Annotated in this window: 16 protein-coding genes and 1 pseudogene; 4 read left to right on the top strand and 13 right to left on the bottom strand. The window is 62.6% G+C overall.

All coding sequences use genetic code 11. From position 1 onward, the window contains the following. Positions 1-36 precede the first annotated feature (36 nt). Together scpA and AC1DZU_RS08075 are read right to left on the bottom strand one after the other, a co-directional pair. Positions 37-2,157, bottom strand: a complete 2,121-nt coding sequence (gene scpA / locus AC1DZU_RS08080) for a methylmalonyl-CoA mutase (protein ID WP_477283456.1) — start codon at positions 2,155-2,157, stop codon at positions 37-39. Next, positions 2,154-3,596 (bottom strand): methylmalonyl-CoA mutase subunit beta, encoded by a 1,443-nt coding sequence (locus AC1DZU_RS08075; RefSeq protein WP_477283454.1) that lies wholly within the window; start codon positions 3,594-3,596, stop codon positions 2,154-2,156. The genes scpA and AC1DZU_RS08075 overlap by 4 nt, the downstream gene beginning before the upstream one ends. Positions 3,597-3,924: 328 nt before the next feature. Here AC1DZU_RS08075 and AC1DZU_RS08070 point away from each other — a divergent pair, with 328 nt between their 5' ends. Next, on the top strand, positions 3,925-5,472 hold the full coding sequence (locus tag AC1DZU_RS08070; protein ID WP_477283452.1) for a helicase HerA-like C-terminal domain-containing protein: 1,548 nt from the start codon (positions 3,925-3,927) through the stop codon (positions 5,470-5,472). A gap of 160 nt (positions 5,473-5,632) precedes the next feature. Here the strand turns inward: AC1DZU_RS08070 and AC1DZU_RS08065 are convergent. The 8 genes and pseudogenes from AC1DZU_RS08065 to AC1DZU_RS08030 all read right to left on the bottom strand — a co-directional run. Next, positions 5,633-5,847, bottom strand: a pseudogene (locus tag AC1DZU_RS08065) (hypothetical protein); the annotation flags it as partial. 128 nt (positions 5,848-5,975) lie between these two features. Continuing rightward, positions 5,976-6,395, bottom strand: coding sequence for an Ohr family peroxiredoxin (locus AC1DZU_RS08060; RefSeq protein WP_477283450.1), 420 nt, complete (start codon positions 6,393-6,395; stop codon positions 5,976-5,978). Between the two features lie 55 nt (positions 6,396-6,450). Continuing rightward, positions 6,451-7,473, bottom strand: a complete 1,023-nt coding sequence (locus AC1DZU_RS08055) for an alpha/beta fold hydrolase (RefSeq protein ID WP_477284188.1) — start codon at positions 7,471-7,473, stop codon at positions 6,451-6,453. 43 nt (positions 7,474-7,516) lie between these two features. Next, positions 7,517-8,635, bottom strand: a complete 1,119-nt coding sequence (locus AC1DZU_RS08050; protein WP_477283448.1) for a redoxin domain-containing protein — start codon at positions 8,633-8,635, stop codon at positions 7,517-7,519. A 70-nt stretch (positions 8,636-8,705) separates the two neighbouring features. Further along, the gene (locus AC1DZU_RS08045; RefSeq protein ID WP_477283446.1) at positions 8,706-9,365 is read right to left on the bottom strand and encodes a VOC family protein; all 660 of its coding nucleotides are present in this window, start codon (positions 9,363-9,365) and stop codon (positions 8,706-8,708) included. Positions 9,366-9,486: 121 nt separating this feature from the next. Next, positions 9,487-10,158, bottom strand: coding sequence for a VOC family protein (locus AC1DZU_RS08040; RefSeq protein WP_477283444.1), 672 nt, complete (start codon positions 10,156-10,158; stop codon positions 9,487-9,489). A gap of 55 nt (positions 10,159-10,213) precedes the next feature. Beyond that, complete coding sequence (locus AC1DZU_RS08035) at positions 10,214-11,530, bottom strand: epoxide hydrolase family protein (protein ID WP_477283442.1); 1,317 nt, start codon at positions 11,528-11,530, stop codon at positions 10,214-10,216. An 87-nt stretch (positions 11,531-11,617) separates the two neighbouring features. Then, a complete protein-coding gene (locus AC1DZU_RS08030; protein WP_477283440.1) occupies positions 11,618-12,979 on the bottom strand; it encodes an epoxide hydrolase family protein in 1,362 nt (453 codons plus the stop codon). Between the two features lie 224 nt (positions 12,980-13,203). Between AC1DZU_RS08030 and AC1DZU_RS08025 the strand changes: the two genes are divergently transcribed. Next, entirely contained in the window at positions 13,204-16,059 is a 2,856-nt protein-coding gene (locus AC1DZU_RS08025) for an ATP-binding protein (protein ID WP_477283438.1), read from the top strand. 106 nt (positions 16,060-16,165) lie between these two features. Here the strand turns inward: AC1DZU_RS08025 and AC1DZU_RS08020 are convergent, their stop codons facing one another. Next, the gene (locus AC1DZU_RS08020; protein ID WP_477283436.1) at positions 16,166-17,710 is read right to left on the bottom strand and encodes a bifunctional AfsR/SARP family transcriptional regulator/alpha/beta hydrolase; all 1,545 of its coding nucleotides are present in this window, start codon (positions 17,708-17,710) and stop codon (positions 16,166-16,168) included. 108 nt (positions 17,711-17,818) lie between these two features. On the opposite strand from AC1DZU_RS08020, the gene AC1DZU_RS08015 reads away from it, so the two are divergent. Both AC1DZU_RS08015 and AC1DZU_RS08010 read left to right on the top strand, forming a co-directional pair. Next, positions 17,819-18,625: an alpha/beta fold hydrolase gene (locus tag AC1DZU_RS08015; RefSeq protein ID WP_477283434.1), complete on the top strand. Its 807-nt coding sequence runs from the start codon at positions 17,819-17,821 to the stop codon at positions 18,623-18,625. 102 nt (positions 18,626-18,727) lie between these two features. After that, the gene (locus AC1DZU_RS08010) at positions 18,728-19,270 is read left to right on the top strand and encodes a class I SAM-dependent methyltransferase (RefSeq protein WP_477283432.1); all 543 of its coding nucleotides are present in this window, start codon (positions 18,728-18,730) and stop codon (positions 19,268-19,270) included. Positions 19,271-19,344: 74 nt separating this feature from the next. On the opposite strand, the gene AC1DZU_RS08005 is transcribed toward AC1DZU_RS08010, so the two are convergent. Both AC1DZU_RS08005 and AC1DZU_RS08000 read right to left on the bottom strand, forming a co-directional pair. Then, on the bottom strand, positions 19,345-20,172 hold the full coding sequence (locus AC1DZU_RS08005) for a L,D-transpeptidase (RefSeq protein WP_477283430.1): 828 nt from the start codon (positions 20,170-20,172) through the stop codon (positions 19,345-19,347). Positions 20,173-20,345: 173 nt separating this feature from the next. Continuing rightward, complete coding sequence (locus AC1DZU_RS08000) at positions 20,346-21,008, bottom strand: haloacid dehalogenase type II (protein ID WP_095089865.1); 663 nt, start codon at positions 21,006-21,008, stop codon at positions 20,346-20,348. Between the last annotated feature and the right edge of the window lie 153 nt (positions 21,009-21,161).

Genomic DNA, 21,161 nt, shown 5'->3' with positions numbered 1-21,161 from the left:
TGTTATGCGTTACAACAGATATTATAACGGGCCCAGTCAGGCCTTTAGCAGACGGTCCAGCAGGCGATCCGCCGCTTCCGGAATGACCGTGCCCGGCGGGAAGATTTCCGCCGCGCCGGCTTGCAGGACCGCGTCATAGTCCTGTGGCGGGATGACGCCGCCGGCGACGATCAGCATGTCGCCGCGACCGAGCTTTTTCAGCGCGTCGCGCAATTCCGGGATCAGCGTCAGATGTCCCGCCGCCAGCGATGAGGCGCCGATGATATGAACGTCATGCGCGACTGCCAGCCTGGCGATCTCATCCGGTGTCTGGAACATCGCACCGACGGTGACGTCGAAGCCGAGATCGGCGAAGGCGGTGGCGATGACCTTCTGCCCACGGTCGTGGCCGTCCTGTCCCATCTTGGCAACGAGGATGCGCGGCTTGCCGCCAGATTTCTTCTCAAAGGCTTCAAGCTTGTCCTGCAGCCCTTCGACCACGGAATTGTCGCCAAGTGCCTTTCGATAGACACCGGAGATCGTCTGCACCGTCGCGACATGGCGGCCAAAGGTTCTTTCCAAGGCGAACGAGATCTCGCCGACCGTGGCATTGGCGCGCGCGGCGCGGATGGCGAACTCCAGCAGGTTTTCGTTGCCTTCCGCGGCACGGGTCAGTGCATCGAGCGCGCTCTCGACCGCGCCGACATCGCGTGTGCCTTTCAGCCGCTGCAGCTTCGACAATTGCCGCGCCCTGACTTCGGCATTGTCGATCTTCAGCACGTCGACCTTGATGTCGGTTTCGGGGCGATGGGCGTTGACGCCGACCAGCATCTGCTCGCCGGAATCGATGCGTGCCTGTGTGCGGGCCGCCGCTTCCTCGATACGCAGTTTAGGAATGCCTTGTTCGGTCGCGGCGGCCATGCCGCCGAGCGCCTCGATTTCTTCGATATGGGCAAGTGCGCGCGCCGCCAGATCATGCGTCAGCCGTTCGAGATAGGCCGAACCACCCCACGGGTCGATGATGCGCGTGGTGCCGGATTCCTTTTGCAGGATCAGCTGGGTGTTGCGGGCAATCCGCGCCGAATGGTCGGTCGGCAGCGCCATCGCCTCGTCGAAGGAATTGGTGTGCAGCGACTGCGTGTGGCCCTGCGTTGCCGCCATCGCCTCGATCATGGTGCGGATGATGTTGTTGTAGGGGTCCTGCGCCGTCAGCGACCAGCCCGAGGTCTGGCAATGGGTGCGCAGTGACAGCGATCGCTCGTCCTTGGGCGAAAAATTTTTCTCCATCAAGGTCGCCCACAACAGACGGGCGGCGCGCAGCTTGGCGACTTCCATGAAGAAGTTCATGCCGATCGCCCAGAAGAAGGACAGGCGCGGCGCGAAGCTGTCGATATCCAGGCCCGCCGCAACGCCGGCGCGGGCATATTCGATGCCGTCGGCGATCGTATAGGCGAGTTCCAGGTCGGCCGTCGCCCCGGCCTCCTGCATGTGATAGCCGGAGATCGAGATCGAATTGAACTTCGGCATGTTCTTCGACGTATACGAGAAGATGTCCGAAACGATCCGCATCGAGGGCTTCGGCGGATAGATGTAGGTGTTGCGGACCATGAACTCCTTCAGAATGTCGTTCTGAATGGTTCCGGCGAGATCCTTCGGCGCAACGCCCTGTTCTTCCGCCGCCACGATGTAAAGCGCCATGATCGGCAGCACCGCGCCGTTCATGGTCATCGACACCGTCATGTCGCCGAGCGGAATGCCGTCGAAGAGCTGCCGCATGTCGAGAATGGAATCGATGGCGACGCCCGCCATGCCGACATCGCCGGCGACACGCGGATGGTCGCTGTCATAGCCGCGATGCGTGGCGAGATCGAAGGCGACCGACAGTCCTTTCTGGCCGGCGGCAAGATTGCGCCGGTAGAAAGCGTTGGACTCCTCCGCCGTCGAGAAGCCGGCATATTGCCGGATCGTCCAGGGCTGCTGGACATACATGGTCGGGTAGGGACCGCGCACGAAGGGCGGCAGGCCCGGATATGTGTCGAGATGCGGCAACCCCTTGAGGTCGCCTTGATTGTACAGATGCTTGGCGATGAGGCCTTCCGGCGTCGTCCGCTGGCCTTTGACCTCGACGGGTGCGCGGCGTGGCGGTGCCCAGCCGACCTGGCTGAAATCAGGGATCAAGAGGCGGCTCCGATCGATTGGTCGATGCGGACCGGAAACAGCGGTTCGCACACGGCAACGCCTTCGGTGAAGGCGGGCCGCCGTTCCGCTGCCAGCGTCTCGACCGGACGTTCGCTTTTCGACGGGTAGAGCGTGGTGCCGATGATGACCCGCTCCCCAGCCAGGTAGGCTGCGTTGCGTCGCGCCGCCGCAGCGTGAACGCGCTTCTGGATATGCCCGTCCTGAAGGCTGGACAAGACGCCGCCCTCGGCTTCGATCGTCTGCAGTTCCGCCCACGCCATCTCGCACAGTTCCGCAGTCAGCACTTCGACCCCGCCGGAGCCATAGGCTGGATCGGCGACATGATCGATATGGCTTTCATGGGCCATGATCAGCTGCGCGTTGCGGGCGACGCGGCGGGCAAAACCCGCCGGCAAGCCATGCGCGATCGTGTGCGGCAGGATGGAGATCGAATCGGCGCCGCCGGATGCCGCGGCAAAGCAGGCAATCGTGGTGCGCAGGATGTTGGTCTCCGGATCCATGGCCGTCATCATGCGAAACGACGTTTCGGCATGGATATTGGCCGTGGAGTTGGGGATCGAGCAGGTCTCCTGCACCCGTGCCCAGAGCCTGCGCAGCGCCCGCACCTTGGCCACCGACAGGAACTGGTCCTGGTCGACGCTGAGCGCGAAGCCGATATGGGGTGCGGCGTAGACAAGCGGCTGCCGCGCCGTCTCGAACATTCTCAGGTAGGACACGGCGGAAGCCAGCATGATGCCAAGCTCTTGCGCCTCGGTGGCGCCGGCGTTGTGGAACACGCGCCCGTCCGCCTCCAGGAGCACGCCCGGAACGCCCATTGAGAAGAAATGCGCCAGCGACTGCGGCATCGAGGCCCGCAGCGCCTCGATCGACATGCGCAGCCGGCCGGTTCCGGCGAAGATCGCCGCCGGATCGATGCCGAAGGAGAGGTTGAGCTTTGCCGGATCCGAACGGCGCTTGCTCAGGAACGCCACCAGCCAGTCGGCCACGGCGCGGCTCCAGGGATGCGCATCGATACGGACCTGGATGCGGTTGAGCGGTACGCCGTCCAGCACCGTCTCCAGCGCCTGCGCCGTTCTCGGCAGGCCGTAGCCGAATGCGTTCGGTGCGCCTTCAAAGACAAGCGACAATCCCGTCGCGCCTTGCGCTACGTCTTCCAGGGCCTGGGTTCTGGCGCGCTCGATATCCGGATCATCGATGCGCTGGCTGACGATCCAGGGCAATTTCGGGTTTGCGCGCACGATCGGTTCCGCTGCGATGCTGCGGTCGTAGAGCGGTTCGATACGGATGTTGTCGTCGGTATGCGAGACCAGCTTTTCCTCGAAGGATGCGCTAGCCAACGCCTTTTCCGCCAGGGCCAGCCATCGCTGGCGCTCGGCATTCTCGGGTTCAACGTCCTGGATCAAGGCTCCGGCGCCCATCCATCTTCCTCACTTTCATGCGGCCGCACCAGCCTGGAGCAGTTCAGTCTATGGTCCACCGTCCGATATCGCAATGCAATGCGCTTTCAGGGTCGGAATTCAATCCATCAGATATAGGTAGCGTGCATGGACGAACCATGAACGATTGCCAAACACCGGCAAAATCCGCAAGTTCCAAAAAACCGATTTCGACCATTGGCCTCCACTTGAACGAATGGTCCACTCGAACGATTGGCCCCACTTGAACGATTGTCGCTGTGCAAGGGCCTCACTATACCTGCGGCAAGCCCACTGGCTTTTAACACATCAGTTTGCGGAGACCGGACATATGGCTGACGACACCAGCATTTTCATCGGCGCCAGCCGCAAGCCGGACGACAGCTATCAGCGTGCCGAGCACCTGCTGCTGCAATATGGAAATCGTCACGGCCTGGTGACCGGCGCCACCGGCACGGGCAAGACCGTCAGCTTGCAGATTCTTGCCGAAGGTTTTTCCAATGCGGGCGTGCCGGTTTTCTGCGCCGACATCAAGGGCGACCTGTCCGGCATTGCCATGATGGGCACGGCACAGGATTTTCTGGTCAAGCGGGCCGAGCAGGTCAAGCTGGACCCCTATGACTTCCAGGAATTTCCGGTCATTTTCTGGGATCTGTTCGGCGAGCAGGGCCATCCGATCCGCGCCACCGTCTCCGAAATGGGGCCGTTGCTTTTGTCGCGCCTGATGAACCTGACCGAGGCACAGGAAGGCATCGTGAACATTGCCTTCCGGCTGGCGGACGAGGAAGGCCTGCTGCTGCTCGACATGAAGGACCTGCAGGCGCTGCTGGCCAACATCGCCGAGCGCGCCGACGAGTTGGGCTCGCGTTATGGCAATGTGACGAAGCCTTCCGTGGGAGCCATCCAACGCACGTTGCTGGTTCTGGAGCAGCAAGGTGCGGCGCATTTCTTCGGCGAGCCGGCCTTGCGCATCGCCGACATCATGCGCACCACCCGTGACGGGCGCGGCGCCATCAGCGTGCTTGCCGCCGACAAGCTGATGATGAATCCGCGGCTCTATGCGACCTTCCTGTTGTGGCTGATGTCGGAGCTGTTCGAGGTGCTGCCGGAAGTCGGCGATCCCGACAGGCCGAAGCTGGTGTTCTTCTTCGACGAAGCGCATCTGCTATTCCAGGACGCGCCGAAAGTGCTTATCGACCGCGTCGAGCAGGTGGTTCGGCTGATCCGCTCGAAGGGCGTTGGCGTCTATTTCGTCACGCAAAACCCGCTCGATGTTCCAGAAACGGTTCTCGCCCAGCTCGGCAACCGGGTGCAGCATGCGCTGCGCGCCTATACGCCGCGCGAGCAGAAGGCGGTGAAGACCGCAGCCGAGACCTTCAGGCAGAATCCCGACTTCGATTGCGCCACCGCGATCACCCAGCTCGGCACCGGCGAGGCGCTGGTCTCGACGCTCGAAACCAAGGGCGTTCCGTCCATGGTGCAGCGAACGCTGATCCGCCCGCCGGCCTCGCGCCTCGGCCCGATCACGCCCGCCGAGCGGCAAAAGCTGATCCAGGAAAGCCCGGTCGCCGGCCAGTACGATCAGGTCATCGATCGCCAATCGGCTTTCGAGATGCTGCAGAAAAAGGCCAGGGAGGCGCAGGACGCCGAAGAGCAGGCGCAGCAGTCGGGAAGCGGGGGTTCGCGCTGGACCATTCCCGGCTTCGGCAACGACGACCCGGCACCTCAATCGGGTGGCAGGCGCGCGCCGGCGCCGCGCCCGTCCAATCGCCAGACGGTGGCGGAAGCCGCGATCAAGTCGGTGGTGCGCTCGGTGGGTTCGTCGGTCGGCCGGGCGATCGTGCGCGGGATATTGGGCAGCCTGTCCAGGGGCAGGTGAGCATCGACGGTACCCGCCGAAGGCAATCCTGGGAACGGCGTATGAGTTCGCCACCGGTCGGCGGTTAGCCTCCAGCGACTTCGAAGGCGGCAAGACGGGCGCTGTAAGGTACTTGGACAGCTGGGGTTCACTGTCCAAGAGAAGCGACGCTGACTCGGGTTCAGAAAATCGAATTCGTGATGGCCTTCACCGGCCCGAGCAGGACCGAACCGTCCGGCACGCCGAGCGGGTTCTCCAGCCCGCCTGGCAGCCGCCATTGTCGGCACCGTATGGCTTCAGTACCGGCTGGCGGGCGATCATTTCATCCGGCGGCGTCTAATTTGGCCATTTCTGTGTCCACTGGACGACGGCGTCGCCGGACCATTCGAAGCCGGCGCTGATGCCGTCTGGTGCGGCAGCCGTTTCCTCGTTCCGCAAGCGGCCGAGGCGCACGATGCCTACAAGGGGCGCGTACTAGCTGCTGATTGTTGGCGACCATCTACGACCCGAGTTGCCCGATCAGATCAGACGATCCTCGTTATGACATCGATGTTGCCCCGTGTCGCTTTGGAGTAAGGACAAATCTCGTGCGCTTCATCCACCAGAATTTGTACGACATCACGCTCCAGATCCGGCACGGCTATGTCCAGTTGGACGCTGAGAAAGTGGCCGTTCTCTCCGTAGTTCAGATTCACGTCGGCCTTGATGCTCACCCCTGCAGGCAGCGCGATTTTTCGTTCGTGGGCCGCAGATGCGATTGCGCTTGCGAAGCTGGCCGACCAGCCGGCCGCGAGCAACTGCTCCGGATTGGTGCCTATGCGCGCCGATCCGGGCGCCGAAAGCCAGATGTCCAGAAGGCCGTCGGAGCTGCGCGATGCGCCATTTTCGCGGCCGCCCGTAGTTGCGGTCCTGGCCGTGTAGACAACCCTTGCGATGCGGCTCATGGGCATTCTTTTTGCTGGCAGCGGTAACCGCCGGAGGCGGTTACCGCGAACTCGATCAGGCGCCGACCTCGACAACGGCATCAACGAAGGCCTGCGGCGCTTCCTGGGGCAGGTTGTGCCCGATGCCTCCGGTGACAACCCGATGCGCGTATCTTCCTGAGAACATCTTGGCGTATGCGCTGGCGTCCGGATGCGGCGCGCCATTGGCGTCGCCCTCGAGCGTAACCGTCGGCACGCCGATGACCGGTGCCTGCGCGAGTCGCTCCTCAAACGCGTCGTATTGCGGTTCGCCGGCGGCCAGTCCGAGCCGCCAGCGATAGTTGTGGACCACAATGGCCACGTGATCGGGGTTGTCCAAGGCCGCGGCGCTGCGCTCAAATGTAGCATCGTCGAAGTTCCACTGGGGGGACGCGAGTTGCCAGATCAGCTTGGCGAAATCTCGTGTGTATTTCTCGTAGCCAGCGCGGCCGCGATCGGTGGCGAGGTAATATTGATACCACCATTGCAACTCGACCTTGGGTGGCAGCGGCAGCTTGCCGGCTTGCTGGTTGCCGATGAGGTAGCCGCTTACCGAGACCAAAGCCTTGCAGCGTTGAGGCCATAGCGCAGCAATGATGTTCGCGGTGCGGGCGCCCCAGTCGCAGCCGCCGATCGTCGCCTTTTCGATGCCCAGTGCGTCCATCAGGGCGACAATGTCGGCGGCGATCGCCGACTGCTGGCCGTTGCGAATCGTATCCTGCGACAGGAAACGAGTCGGCCCGTATCCGCGCAGGTACGGCACGATCACGCGGTGGCCTTTCGCCGCCAGCCGAGGCGCGACATTGGCATAGGTGTGGATGTCATACGGCCAGCCATGCAGCAGGATGACGGGTGGGCCGTCGGCGGGTCCGAGCTCGGCATAGCCGACGCTCAACAGGCCGGCATCGATCTGCTTCAAGGGTCCGAAGGACGCCGCCACGGGCTCTCCCGCCGCCTCTTGCGCATGTGCCGGGCCCATCAAGCCGAACTGAGTGGCGGCGAGAGCCATCGCGGTGGCGCCAAAGAACCGTCGGCGTTCTTGGTCGATCTCATCCGGTATATTGAACGAATGCATTTGAGAACCTCTATTGTTGTCCCGACGATCAGCCAAACGTGAAGGCAAAGACCTCCACGCCCGAGTCGAGAAACTCGATCTCGAACTGGCGATCGACGATGGGTTTCGATTGTCGAATCAACTGGTACAGGCGCTGCTCTGTCACTGCACCTTCGCCCTTTTCATTGACGTCGATGCCGTAAGCCGTGCCTAGTGGCTGTCCGTCGATCAGCACGCGAAATCTCACGGACGTTCCCGGCGATGCCGGACCCATGACCAGATGAAGGTCGCGTGCGTGGAAACGGTAGACGATGCGGCCGTCGGGCTTGTTCAGTACGGCGTTTTCTTTCCTTACCGTCCAATCGCCCGACAGCCCCCACTCATTCAGGCGTAACCGCGCCGGCAATTCGTAGGCATGCGGCTCGTCCAAGACCAGCTCGCCGCTGGATGCAAAATTCTGGGTGCGTTCATATCCGGAATAGTTCTCCGGAGACTTGAGGCTCTCCCAATCGGCCGCCGCTTCGATGCCGCGGCCATCCACCGACACAGGCTTACTATCGAATCCGCCAGCGCCAGCCTCGGCCAGCAATTCCTGGATGACCATTTCCGATTGTTGGTATGACCCCTCGCCAAAATGATGATACCGGACACGGCCCTGCGAATCGATGAAATAGAGTGCCGGCCAATACTGGTTGCTGAAGGCCCGCCATATGAGATGGTCATTGTCGACGGCGATCGGATAATCGATCCGCAGGTCTTTCGCCGCCCGGTGCACGTTGTTCGGGTCTTTTTCGAATGCGAACTCCGGCGCGTGGATTCCGATCACCACCAGACCATGCTTCCGGTATTTCTCGTCCCAGGCCTGAACGTAGGGAAGCGTGCGCAGCCAGTTGATGCAGGTGTACGTCCAGAAATCGATGAGGACGACCTTGCCATGCAAGGCCGACGCCGTCAGCGGCGGTGAATTTATCCACTCGTGCGCCGCTTCAAGCGAAGCAAGCTCCGATTTTTCCTCAAGCCGGTAGGTAGGGAGTTCGTGAAGAAACGGAACCCGTATTGGTGTGGAGATTATGGACTGCGCCACGTTCGTGCCTCCTAGAAAACCGGCAATCGGAGCCCCGATTGCCGTTGCGAGCGCCGCGGCGAGCAGCAGCTTGGTTGCTTTCATCAACGACGCCTTTTGGTTCGATCGATGTCGTCGCGCGAATGGTTCGAATGCGCACTGCGTGCCGAACCCTTCACAGCGGAAGCTCGTTGCCAGCCTGCTCAGCCACCATGTATTTCGCGTACCAGTCGGGCCAGTTCTCATCGCGCCGACCGCCGTTGCGCTTCTCGTGCTCGCCGTGGGCCTCCGACGCGCGTCGCAGCGCGGAAGCAAGATCCGCCTCGGAAGCGTAGGTCGTGGTGCTGGAGTCGATGCGACCGGGAAACCGGGTGATGATTTCCTGAAGCAACCATTCGTTGCCGTCCGGATCTTTGAAGGTAGCGAACGAGGAGTAGCTGCGTCGCTGGGGGTCGCGGCCTTTCACCGTTGGCTTGCCGGGGCCTTCGCGATGAAACGTCTCGCTGACCTCGACGCCGCGGCCGATAAGCTCGGCGCGAGCCGATTCAATGTCCGAAACGATAAGATAAAGTCCGCTTGCGGAGCCGGGCGCGACCGTCGTGATTCCGGTGCCGAAGTGTATCGAGGCCGGCGAGCCGGGAGGTGTGAACTGTATCCCGCGGAACGTGTCTCCAACGACAAAGTCAGCGTCGAGTCTCCACCCCAGCCGTTCGTAGAATTGCTTGGCGCGCTCTACATTCGAGACGGGAATGACAACAACTTCGAGCTTCATGTCAAGGGAGCGCGGCCGTTGTGTCTCAACTGCGATACTGCTGACAGTGCTAGTGATGTCCATATCTACCTCCTGCGTTAAGTTGCGTGAGAAGCTCGTCTCGCGTGCGGCTCGGGACAGAACCCGAATGCCGCGAGTTCTAGCCAGGTAGGCGCCCGCGACGCCGTCCGTTCAATCGAAGTACTCATGGCGGAAGCGGTTGGCCGGCGTGCTCCGCCACCAAGTACTCGGCGTACCAGTCCGGCCAGTTCTCATCACGCTGGCCGCCTGTCCGCTGCTCGTGCTCGCCATGAGCCACAGATGCACGCCGAAGCGCGGCTGCGAGTTCGGCCGACGAGACAAATGTGGCGCCTCCAGCGTCGACGCGGCCTGGTGCTCGCGCAGTGACCTCCTGCAAGAGCCAGTTGTTTCCGGCCGGGTCGCTGAAGGAAGCCCACGAGGCGTAGCTGCGTCTTTCCGGATCGGGCCCGCTGACGCGCCCTTTGTCACCGGCATAGTGATACACTTCGCTTACGTCGACCCCGCGATCGGCGAGTTCGGCGCGTGCTGACTCGATGTCCGACACGACGAGTTCACCAGCGGTTTCGAGGATGTCGAGCTCGATACGAGCATAAGGACCCGGTGCAACGCCTGAGCCGAAGACAACCGAACACTGGGAGCCAGGAGGCGTAAACTGGATGATATGAAATTCGTCGCCTATGAGGTCGGCGTCCAGCCGCCAACCCAAGCCTGCATAGAACAGCTTGGCGCGGTCGACATCGGAAACTGGAATGACTACGACCTCGAGCTTCATATCGTGGGATCGCGGTTTTTGCGTTTCGACTGCGGTATTGCTGCGGGTAGTGGCAATCGTCATGTCTGCCTCCTCCGTTGAGTTTGATGGGAATGCTTCTTTGTGCCCTCCGGTCAGTTCAGTTTCTTCGCCGCAGCGACCTGAAGGCAGCGCGCAACTCGGCGGAGAAGAGCTCCGGCTGCTCCCACGCGGCGAAGTGGCCGCCCTTGTCGACCTCATGGAAGTAGATCAGGTTGGGGTAGGCGCGCCGGGCCCACGTCTCGGGGGCCTGATAGCCTTCTCCCGGAAAGACCGTGATGGCGACCGGCAATGAGACTTCGTTGGTCTTTTCAGGGTCGGCAAAAACGGGACTGCGGCCGCCGCCGTACTCCCAATAAATTCGCCCGGACGAGGTGGCGGTGTTCGTCAGCCAGTACAGAGTTATGTCGTCCAGCACCTCGTCCGGCGACTTTTCAGGGTCGCTGTCGTCGTAGGTCCAGCCTGAAAAGCCCGGATGCCCGAGCATCCACGCTGCGAGCCCCGCAGGGGAGTTATTGATGGCGTAGCCTATCGTCTGCGGTCGGGTGCCCATCATCGTGGCGTAGGATCTATTCCCCATCTTGGCAGCCATGCTGAGTGCGTCGAATGCCGTGCGCTCCTTACCCGTCAGGCCTGCCGGCACTGGTCCGCCGCTGGCGAGCACAGCAGCTATCTCAGGTGGTACGACAGCCGGCAGGTTGACGTGGATGCCAAGAAGTCCTGCAGGGGCCAGGCGGCCCATCGCATTCGAAACGGGGGAGCCCCAGTCGCCGCCTTGGGCGACGTATTCTGTATAGCCGAGGCGCTTCATCAGCTCTGCCCAGGCTCGCGCAATGCGGTCTGTACCCCAGCCGGTCTCGGTTGGCTTGCCGGAGAAGCCGAAACCCGGCAACGACGGCAGTACGAGGTCGAACGCGTCCTCAGGACTGCCGCCATGCGCGGTGGGATCGGTGAGCGGGCCGACCGTTTTGAGCAGTTCCAGGACCGAACCAGGCCAGCCATGCGTCATGATCAGCGGCAGGGCATGGGGATGTTTCGAGCGAACGTGGATAAAGTAAATGTCCACGCCGTCGATCGTGGTCATGAACTGAGGCAGGGAATTCAGCTTCGCTTCCGCTGTCCGCCAGTTGTAGGCCGTGCCCCAATACTCGACGAGCGGCCTGATCTTCGCGAGCTGAATGCCCTGCGACTGGTCATCTACGGTCTCCCGGTCGGGCCACCGTGTTTCTGCAATACGCCTGCGAAGATCGTCAAGCGCCGCTTGCGGCACCTGGATTTTGAAGGGCCGGATCGAGCGATCCTCGACCGGGTTTGCGACGGCGGACGCGGAGAGGGTGCAAAGCCCGAACACCAGCGCAGAGGTAGCGAGCACGGTGCAAGCCGCAACGACGGCAAGCGTCTTGATGAGGGGGTTCATTACAGTCGCTCCCTTCGGAGGTTCGCTACGCAGCTATCGCAGGGCGGAAGATGACCCACGTCAGGCGCGCCATCCCCCGCCAACACGTCAGGTCTGCAACGTCTTGAATGTTGCGCGCACCTCATCGGTGAAGATCTTCGGCTGTTCCCAGGCCGCGAAATGGCAGCCCTTGTCTGTGCGGCCGTAATGCAGAAGCTTCGGGAACGCGCGTTCAGTCCAGCTCTTCGGCGCTGTGTAGATTTCGCTGGGGTTCGCAGTGGCGCCGACAGGAATTGTGATGCCCTTGGCGTCGAAGAAGCCGGCCTTCGCCGTTTGCGAGTGTTCCCAATAGAGACGTGCCGACGAGATCGCCGTGTTGGTCAGCCAGTAGAACGTGATGTTGTCGAGGATGTCGTCGCGGGTAAGGCCCTCCGGCTCTCCGTCGAAGGAGCGGGCGATCAGCGCACAGCTGTCCGCATCGTGATCGAGGATCCACGCCGCCAGGCCGGCCGGTGAATCGACGATCCCGTAGAGCGTTTGCGGACGAAGCGCCATTTCGTTGGCGTAGCCCAGGCCGTTCTTGTAGAAGAACGCGACCTGCTCGTAGGCGCGCTTCTCGTCGGGGCCGAGATCAGCAGGGGGCGGGCCGCCAGAGGCAAGCGCCTTCACGATCTCGGGCGGAATGGTCCCCGGCATGTTCGTGTGGATGGCGGCCAGTTCGGGAGGTGCGATCAGCGCCATCTGTTCGGTGATAAGTGCTCCCCAATCGCCACCCTGCGCGACATACCGGTCGTAGCCGAGGCGCTTCATCAGCACGATCCACGCCCGCGCGATGCGCGCTGGATCCCAACCGGTTTCGGTTGGCTTGCCGGAAAAACCGTAGCCCGGCATCGACGGGATCACCACGTCGAACGCGTCGGCCTCGGCACCGCCGTGCGCAGTGGGATTGGTGAACGGATCGATGATCTTCAGGAGTTCGATGACCGAACCGGGCCAGCCATGCGTGATGATGACAGGCAGGGCGCCCTGATGCTTGGATTTCACGTGGATGAAGTGGATGTCGAGGCCGTCGATCTCGGTGACGAAATTCGGCAGCGCCTTCAACCGCGCCTCGCATTTGCTCCAGTCATATTCCGTTCCCCAGTACTTCATGAGCTTCTGCATCGTGGCGAGTTGCACGCCCTGCGTTGGCCCTACCGTTGCCGGGGTCGACCAGATCCGCCGGGAGGCCTCGTCGGATACGAGCTCGCGCTCGGGCCAGCGCGTAGCGACGATGCGCCGGCGAAGCTCGGTGAGCTCTTCCTGCGGGAAGCTAACGGTGAAGGGGCGGATGCCATCGCCGGTGGATGCGGCGGCCTTTTGTGACGGGAGCAGGCTCGCGGCGCCTGCGGCGGCGATGCCTACCGCGGCAGTGCCCAAAAGTCGCCGGCGATCCTGGTCGATTGTTTCGGAGGTTCTGGTCGTGTCCATGGGACTCTCCTGGGGTTGATGGATGCGATCTGCACTGCTTGACGTACCCCCGGGAGATGAGATTAGCCCGTTATGCGTCGTGAGCTCTTGTTAGTCGCTGCCCGCCTGCCGCTTTTTTGAGCAGATAGGAGACGCCAGACAGTGGAGACTCCCTATGGTGCGGGAGCGCTCCTTGACTTAAACTGAGGCGCTGGGTGCAGGCGGCTCCCAAAAGAAGAGACGCCATGACGATAACGGCAAGTCAGGCCAAGGACAGATTGTCGTTTGGCCCTTTCTACTTGGCTGCGGGTGAAAGGCTCCTGACAAGAGAAGGCGCTCCCGTAGAGCTGGGCTCGCGCGCCCTTGAAATTCTCATCGTCCTGACTTCCGCGCCGAATGAAGTCGTCAGCAAGAAGGATCTGATGTCGCGGGTCTGGCCCGATGTGGTTGTCGAGGAAGGCAGCCTGCGGTTCCACATGACCGGACTGCGCAAGGCGCTGGGCGATGGAAAGGATGGCGCGCGTTACATCGCGACGCTTCCGGGGCGCGGCTATTGCTTCGTTGCACCGGTCTCGCGATTAAGCAGCCCACACGACGAAGCCCCACTCATCGCCGCCGGGTTTCCGCATGCGAATCTTCCAAACCGCTTGAGCAGAATGGTCGGGCGGGATGAGGACGTTCTCAAGCTGTCGGCGCAGCTGAATGCTTCGCGGTTCGTCACCATCGTTGGCGCCGGCGGTGTCGGCAAAACCACCGTAGCGATCGCAGTCGGGCATCATCTGATCGACGCATTTTATGGGGCAGTTCTGTTCGTCGATCTGGGAATGATCGGTGATCCCGGTCTGGTGACGACAGCCGTCGCCTCGATGCTTGGGCTATCCGTTCAAACAGAAGATGCCACGCCCAACCTGATCGCTTACTTGCGCAACAAGCGGATTCTCTTGATCCTCGATACCTGTGAGCATCTCTTGGATGCGGTGGCGCCTTTGGCAGCAAGCATCGTCGATGCGGCGTCACAGGTCCACATCCTGGCGACGAGCCGCGAGGTGCTTCGGGTTGAGGGCGAGCATATCTATCGATTGGATGCGCTTGCCTATCCGCCGGACGAACCTGGACTAACGGCGGCCATTGTCCAGACCTTCCCGGCCACCCAACTTTTCGTCGAACGAGCGGTGGCAGGCGGCGCTCGTTTGGACGTCAGCGATGCGGAGGCCCTGCTCATCGCAAGCATCTGTCGAAAGCTCGACGGAGTGGCGCTCTCCATCGAACTGGCGGCCAGGCGCGTCGAATCCTATGGGCTGCAACAGACCGCCGCACTTCTTGATCAACGCCTGACACTGCTGTGGCTCGGTTCGCGGACCGCGCCGCCGCGTCAGCAAACCCTCCAGGCGACACTGGACTGGAGCTTTGGGCTCCTGACCAACCTTGAGCGCGCGGTGTTGCGCAGGCTCGCCGTGTTCGTCGGTCATTTCACGCTCGATGCCGCACTGGAGGTGGTGACGAGCGCGACCCTCGATCGATCGACCGTCCTAGGCGCCATGGACAGTCTCGTCGCCAAATCGATTGTAGCGACGCGTCCGGCCGGAGCGATGATACGCTACCGGCTCCTCGATACCACGCGCGCTTACGTTCTCGATATCCGGATCGATGACGCGGAGGCTGCCGATCTCGCAGTGCGCCACGCCGCCTACTATCGGAGATGGCTGGAGCAGACAGGGATCGGATGGCCAAAACTGGCGACCGGTGAAGAACGGGCTCCTCACTTCGCCGCCATCAACAATGTCCGAGCTGCCCTGGAGTGGTGCTTCGGCGACAACGGAAACGCCGACATCGGCATGGGACTCGCCATCGCTGCCGCGCCGGTTTTCCTGGCGATGTCCTTGTTGCCGGAGTGTCATCGCTGGTCTGAAAGAGCGATATTGGCTTCCGACGGTGCCGGCCTTGGCGGACTTGACGAGATGCACCTTCAGGCCGCTCTCGGCGTGTCCTTCATGTTCATGCGGGGAGGACGCGACAGGGCGCGCGTAGCCCTGCAGAGAAGCCTAGCGATCGCCGAGGAGCGCGGCGATCCGCTGGATCAGGTGCGCCTGTTGGGTCCGCTCAACATGTTCCATCTGCGGACGGGCAATTTCGTAACCGCCCTCGAAATTGCAAGGCGTTGTTCAGCCACAGCCGCCGGTCTGGAGGATTCGGTCGCGATCGCGCTTGCACACTCGATCCTGGGCATCTCGCTTCACATGCGAGGCGACCTCGCGGCGGCGCGCGCAGAGCTGGAGGCGGCGCTCGACCGTGGGCCGCGCTCTCAGCGGACCACGACGATCTATCTGGGCTTCGAAGGCAAAATCCTGGCCAGGGCAATTCTGGCGAGGAACCTTTGGCTGCAAGGTCATCCGGATCAAGCCATGGCGCATGCTCGGCAGGCCGTCGAAGAGGCTGCCGCCATGGATCATTCTCTAACGCTCGCGATCGCGTTGATCTGGGCGATATCGGTCTTCCTGTGGACGGGCGACCTGAAGAGCGCCGAGGCGTACATCGACATGCTCATCGCCAGCGCGGAATCCCATTCCATGACTCCTTACCTGCTAGTCGGTCGGGGATTCAAAAGCGAAGTCGCGATCCGTCAAGGCGATGCAACAGGCGGTGTCGAGGGCCTGCAGACTTCTCTTCAGAAGCTGCACGCGGCACCTTACGAATTGCTCACGACGCCGCTCAACCTCTCGCTGGTCAGGGGATTGTCCGCAATCGGTCAGGTCGATGAAGCAACTGCGCTGATCGACGAGTCGCTTGGCCTCGTCGAAAAGAACGGCGACCAATTGTACCTCCCAGAGTTGCTGCGGATGAAGGGAAGCCTCCTTCTCCAGTCGCAACGCAACCGCGACGAAGCTGCCGCCTACCTCATGCAGGCACTGGAGTTGAGCCGTAGTCAGCACGCGCGGGCATGGGAGTTGCGAACCGCAATCGACATGACGACGCTGATGGCCGGGCGCGGGGAGATCAATAGCGCTCGCGAACTCTTGCAACCGGTGGCGGCGCATTTTGTGGAGGGCCTGAATACGGCGGATGTCAAGGCTGCCGAACACCTGCTGGCGACGCTAAGGTAGAAGCTTCAATGCCACCGCCCCCATTGGTGTCGTCCGCTGTCGGCGCATTTCGACTGTGGCTCAGAAAATCGAATTCGTGATGGCCTTCACCGGCCCGCCTGAGCGATCAGCTACGTCGTGCAAACGCGCCAATCCTGTTAAGCAGCGGCTGTTGGTCGCCGACCCAGAACCAGTGATCGTTACCGGCAACCTCAATAAACGTCGCGCCTGGGATGTTGGCCGCGAGGAAGCGCCCGGCTTCGATGCGAACGGCGCGGTCGCCGGAGCGGTGCAGGACCGTCGTCCTTGCCGAAACCTTCGCAAGGAGATGACGGACATCGGTATCACGCAGCGCTTCCAGGAGACCCGCGACCGCGCCGGGACTGGAGGCTGCCCTGAGCAACCCAGCCCACCAGGTCTGCGCCTGGCGGTCTGCGGCCAGGCTCGGGGCGAAAGTTTCGATTTCCGCCGGGCCACCCCAACTGGCGAGCAACCGTTGCTTCCACAGATCGTATTGCGCGACGGTCAGGGCAAAAGGATAGTCGGGTGCGCGGCTGCCTTTCGCAAGGGAACCCCAGAGAACAAGACCGATCAGGCGATCGGGGTGGTTTACGGCAAAACGGACACAACCCGGCCCACCTTCTGACGCGCCGACGAGCAAGGCCCTACGGCTACTGGCCGCGTTCATGACCGCCAGAATGTCCTGCGCCGTCGCTTCGACGGTCGGGCGGGCACCGACACGGTCGGAAAGTCCCATGCCTCGCCGGTCGAAAAGGATCAGGCGGCCGAGATGCGAAACCGCGGTGATCCAGGCGCGGCAGCTTCTGTCTTCCCAGATACGCTCGACATGCGAAATGAAGCCCGGAACAAGCACGATATCCATCGGACCGCTGCCAACGATCTGATAGGCGATATGGATGCCGTCCACCTCGACATAGCGCGTTCTGGGCACGTCCGGGGCGGCATCGTGAGATGGCTCACGCAGCAGGGCAAGCGTGGCTGGGTCTGGCGCTATGCCGAGTTCTTCCCGCAGCAACCGAACACAGGTGTCCCTTTGGCGCTCGGCTGCCGCCCTGTCCCCGGCCGCCAGGTGGGCACGGATCAGGTGACGGTGCGCACTTTCACTCAAAGGGTCCAGTCCCGTCAGGCGCGTCGCGTGCACGACCGCGCTGCGAGGCTCACTGGCGGCGATCTTCGCTTCGATGAGCCGCTCCAGCGCCTGCACGAGCCGGCTGCGCAGGGCCTCGCGCCTGAAGAAGACCCATTCCTCGAATTCCGGACAATCAGGGACGGAGAAGCCGGCGAGATAGTCGCCCTTAAGCATGTCGGCTGCCTCGTCGAGAGGACCGACATTGCAGGCATGCTCGAAGACCTTGGAGTCGACCTCAACGGACAGCGCCGGGTGCAGGCTTAGGGATGTTCCGCTGGTAGCGATAACCCCGCTGCCGAACGCGATGCGGATTTTATACAGCGTGCGCCGAAGGCGTGCGCGTGCGGCTTCCTCGTCGGTTTCGGGCCACAGAAGCGTGGCTGCGACCTCACGCGCCACAGGCCCGGCGGCCTCGGCGAGGTAGACGAGAAGCGCTGCCGCCTTGCGCAAGGCAAGTTCCACCCGCCGCCCGTTCAGACGGAACTCAGGAAAACCCAGAAGTCGGAACTCCAATCGCTCCATCGATCCGTATGCGGCCGCGCGGGGACGTTGAGGGGACGCCGGCCTTCTATCCACCCCAGGAGGTCGGGCCGATTGGGCCCAATCAGGAGACTTCCCTTGGAGCGAGAAATGTCACCGGTCAATACTCTCACCCATCATCGCACGTCCGAGGCTGTTGCCAGGGACGGCATCTCTATCGCCTACCAGGACCTGGGTCGCGGCGAGCCGCTCGTACTGCTGCATGGCGTGACCGAAAACAGCGAGTCCTGGCACGAGGCGGGTTACGTCGACCAGTTGCTGCGGCGCGGGCGCCGGCTGATCCTCATCGATTGCCGCGGCCATGGCCGGAGCGGAAAGCCTCACAACCCGATCGCCTATTCCGGACTCAGGCGGGCAGCAGATGTCGTTGCCGTGCTCGACAGTGCCGGCGTCCAGCATGCTGCACTGATGGGACATTCAATGGGCGGCGTGGTCGCGCTGGCCGTGGCTCTCTACCACCCGGACCGCGTCAGCGCGCTGGTCGTCAATGGCGCGCATCCGTACGCGGAGGATCTCACCTCCCTCCGAGCTGCGCTCAAGAATGACTTCGAGACCTGGCTCGCCTTCTTGACGCAACTGGCCCCCGACCTTTCGCAGGCCGCAAGCCGGCGGATCCGGGCCAACGATCTCACCGCTGTTCGAGCAAGCCTTGCCAAGGACAGGCTAGATTTCTCGACTGCCTTCGCGGGGCTGGGGATACCGGTGTTGGCAATCAGCGGCACGCTCGATCCCCGTTGCGAGCCCGTCCGGAATTTCGCGGAACTGGCGGGCGGCGAGTTTCTGCCGCTCGCGGGCAAGAACCATGTCACCGCCTTCCTCGATGTCGACACCGTGGCGCCGGCGGTCGACGCTTTTCTGGACCGTGTCGGTGCTCAGAGCACAAGGCAAGGAGGCTAAGTCATGTGCCAAACCTGTCTCTCCTGGTATGCACGCTGCATTGCTCCCTACGTCGTCCACGCCGGCTGTTCGGCCAACACATTCGCACACATGCGAAGGCGAATGATCCCGCGGGCAGAGGGCATAGTCATTGAAGTCGGCTTCGGCTCCGGCCTGAACCTTCCCTATTACGACGCTGCCAGGGTCGAGCGGCTGATCGGCGTCGATCCCGACGGCACGATGCTCGGCCTGGCCGCACCGAAGAGCCGCTCCTTGCCGTTCGATGTCGAATGCCTCCGGGCCAGCGGCGAAAGCCTGCCGCTGGCTGATGCCTTCGCCGACACGGTTGTCGTCACCTACGCCTTCTGTACCATTCCGGACCCTGAGGCGGCGCTGACCGAAATTCGACGCATCCTGAAGCCGACGGGCCGGCTGATCTTCATCGAGCATGGCCAGGCCGAGGAGCCGCGTTGCCGCAGATGGCAGGAGCGCCTGAACAGGCTGTGGGGGCGGATCGCCGGCGGCTGCCACCTCAATCGCGATCCGTTGCTCTTGATCCGTGGGGCCGGCTTCAATCTCGTTGAAGAGGAGCGCGGGCGGTTCTCGCCGCCCTTCTGGCAATTGGGAAGCCACTACGCCGGCGTCGCGGCACCCCCGACAGGTTGACGGCCTTCGTCAAAACCTGCACGTCCGAAAATGCGCACGGTGCTCGCATGGCTCTTCCGCCACGCACCCGCGGCTCAGAAAATCGAATTCGTGATGGCTTTCACCGGCCCGAGCAGGACCGATCCGTCCGGCACGCCGGCGTCGATCGGAATAGCCCGGCGGTTGGCCGTTGCCACCATAGGCTGGGTGACATCGCTGGTCACGATCACCGGTGTCTTCGAAGGCACGCGGTCGTAGAGGTCGATGATGTCCTGGTTCATCAGGCGCACGCAGCCTGACGAGACCGACTTGCCGATTGACTTCCATTCAGGCGAGCCGTGCAGGCGGTAGAGCGTGTCGACGTCGCCTTGGAAGAGGTAGAGAGCGCGCGCGCCGAGCGGATTCTTCAGCCCGCCCGGCATGCCGCCATTTTCGGCGCTGTATGGCTTCAGTTCCGGCTGCCGGGCGACCATTTCATCCGGCGGCGTCCATTTCGGCCATTTCTGCTTCCACTGGACGACGGCGTCGCCGGACCATTCGAAGCCGGCGCGGCCGAGGCCAACGCCGTAGCGGATCGCCTGGCCCCCCTGGCGCACGAGATACAGATGGTGCCCGGTCGTGTCGACGATGATGGTGCCGGGTTTCTGTCCGGTCGGATCGGGCACGATCTGGCGCAGGAACTGCGGATCGATCCTCTCGAACGGTATTGGTGGAAGGTCGAAGCCGCCGTCGCTGACGGCCGCGTACATCGTCGCATAGTCGGGCAGCGGCGGCTCGACATAGGTTGGCGGCGGTGGCGGCTCGACCGGTTCCGGCCCGGTGGTGGCGCATGCGGAAACCGCGATCGAAGCGGCGCCCAATGCAGCGGCGTTGAGAAAGCCGCGACGGCTCAGGCGAAAGGATTCGATTTCGGCTATGGACATGGTTGCCTTCTTTACGTGTCAAATCGCAACAAAGGTTGAAACGCCGATTGCTGCGTGGGTGTCTCACAACACCCGGCGCGATAGGCGGTTCCGATTCTGGCCCGAACGTGGACAAACAAAGGCGAAGCTGTGACTGCGCCGCCACTGTGGCGTCAGAGACACAGCTTTGCAACCTAGCTGCCGGGCACCAATGCTTCGAGCGATGGCAGGATCAGGGCCGGTGGAAAGTCCCGGTACTCTTCCGGCTGGTTGGAACGGTTTATCCAGACCGTGCGGAAGCCGAATTTGGTCGCACCGGCGATGTCCCAGCGATTGGAGGACTGGAAGGAAACCGCGTTGGGATAGAGGCGCCAGCCGGTAGTGACCATGTCGTAGACCGCCGGATCGGTCTTGAAGCGCCTGACCGTATCGACCGAATAGATGTCGTCCAGAACCTGATCGAGCGCGGCGGACTTGACCGCCGCCTGCAGCATTTCTGGCGAGCCATTGGACAGGATCGCCAGTTTGGCTCCCGAAGCCTTGAGCGCCTTGAGCACGGCCGGCACTTCGGGATAGCAATCCAGCCGCCAGTAGGCGTCCAGCAGTTTGGCCTTGAGGCCAGGATCGGCCGAGGGAACCTTGCGCAAGGCGAAATCGAGCGCCTGTTCCGTCAGTTGCCAGAAATCGGCATAGGCGCCCATCAGTGTGCGCACCCAGGAGTATTCGAGCTGTTTGGCGCGCCAGATTTCGGACAACAATTGGCCGTCCGGCCCAATCTGGTCGGCATGACGCCGCACGGCGGCATGGACGTCGAAGAGCGTGCCGTAGGCATCGAAAACATAGGCGGCGTATTGCATGGCAACAGTTTTGAGGCGAGGCGCGAGAAGGTGCAAGCTTTGATTGCATCGCGCTTGCCGCTGGCCTCAACAAAACTCCGCAATGCCGGTTGACGGCGCCCGCCAAAGCATCTTCCAATGGCTGCCACACGAGATCAATTGGGACGGACAACG

It is taken from the genome of Mesorhizobium sp. P2_A12 (assembly GCF_056405075.1).
Note: the sequence above shows the minus strand (reverse complement) of the source record. Positions and strands in the feature narration are given on the sequence as shown.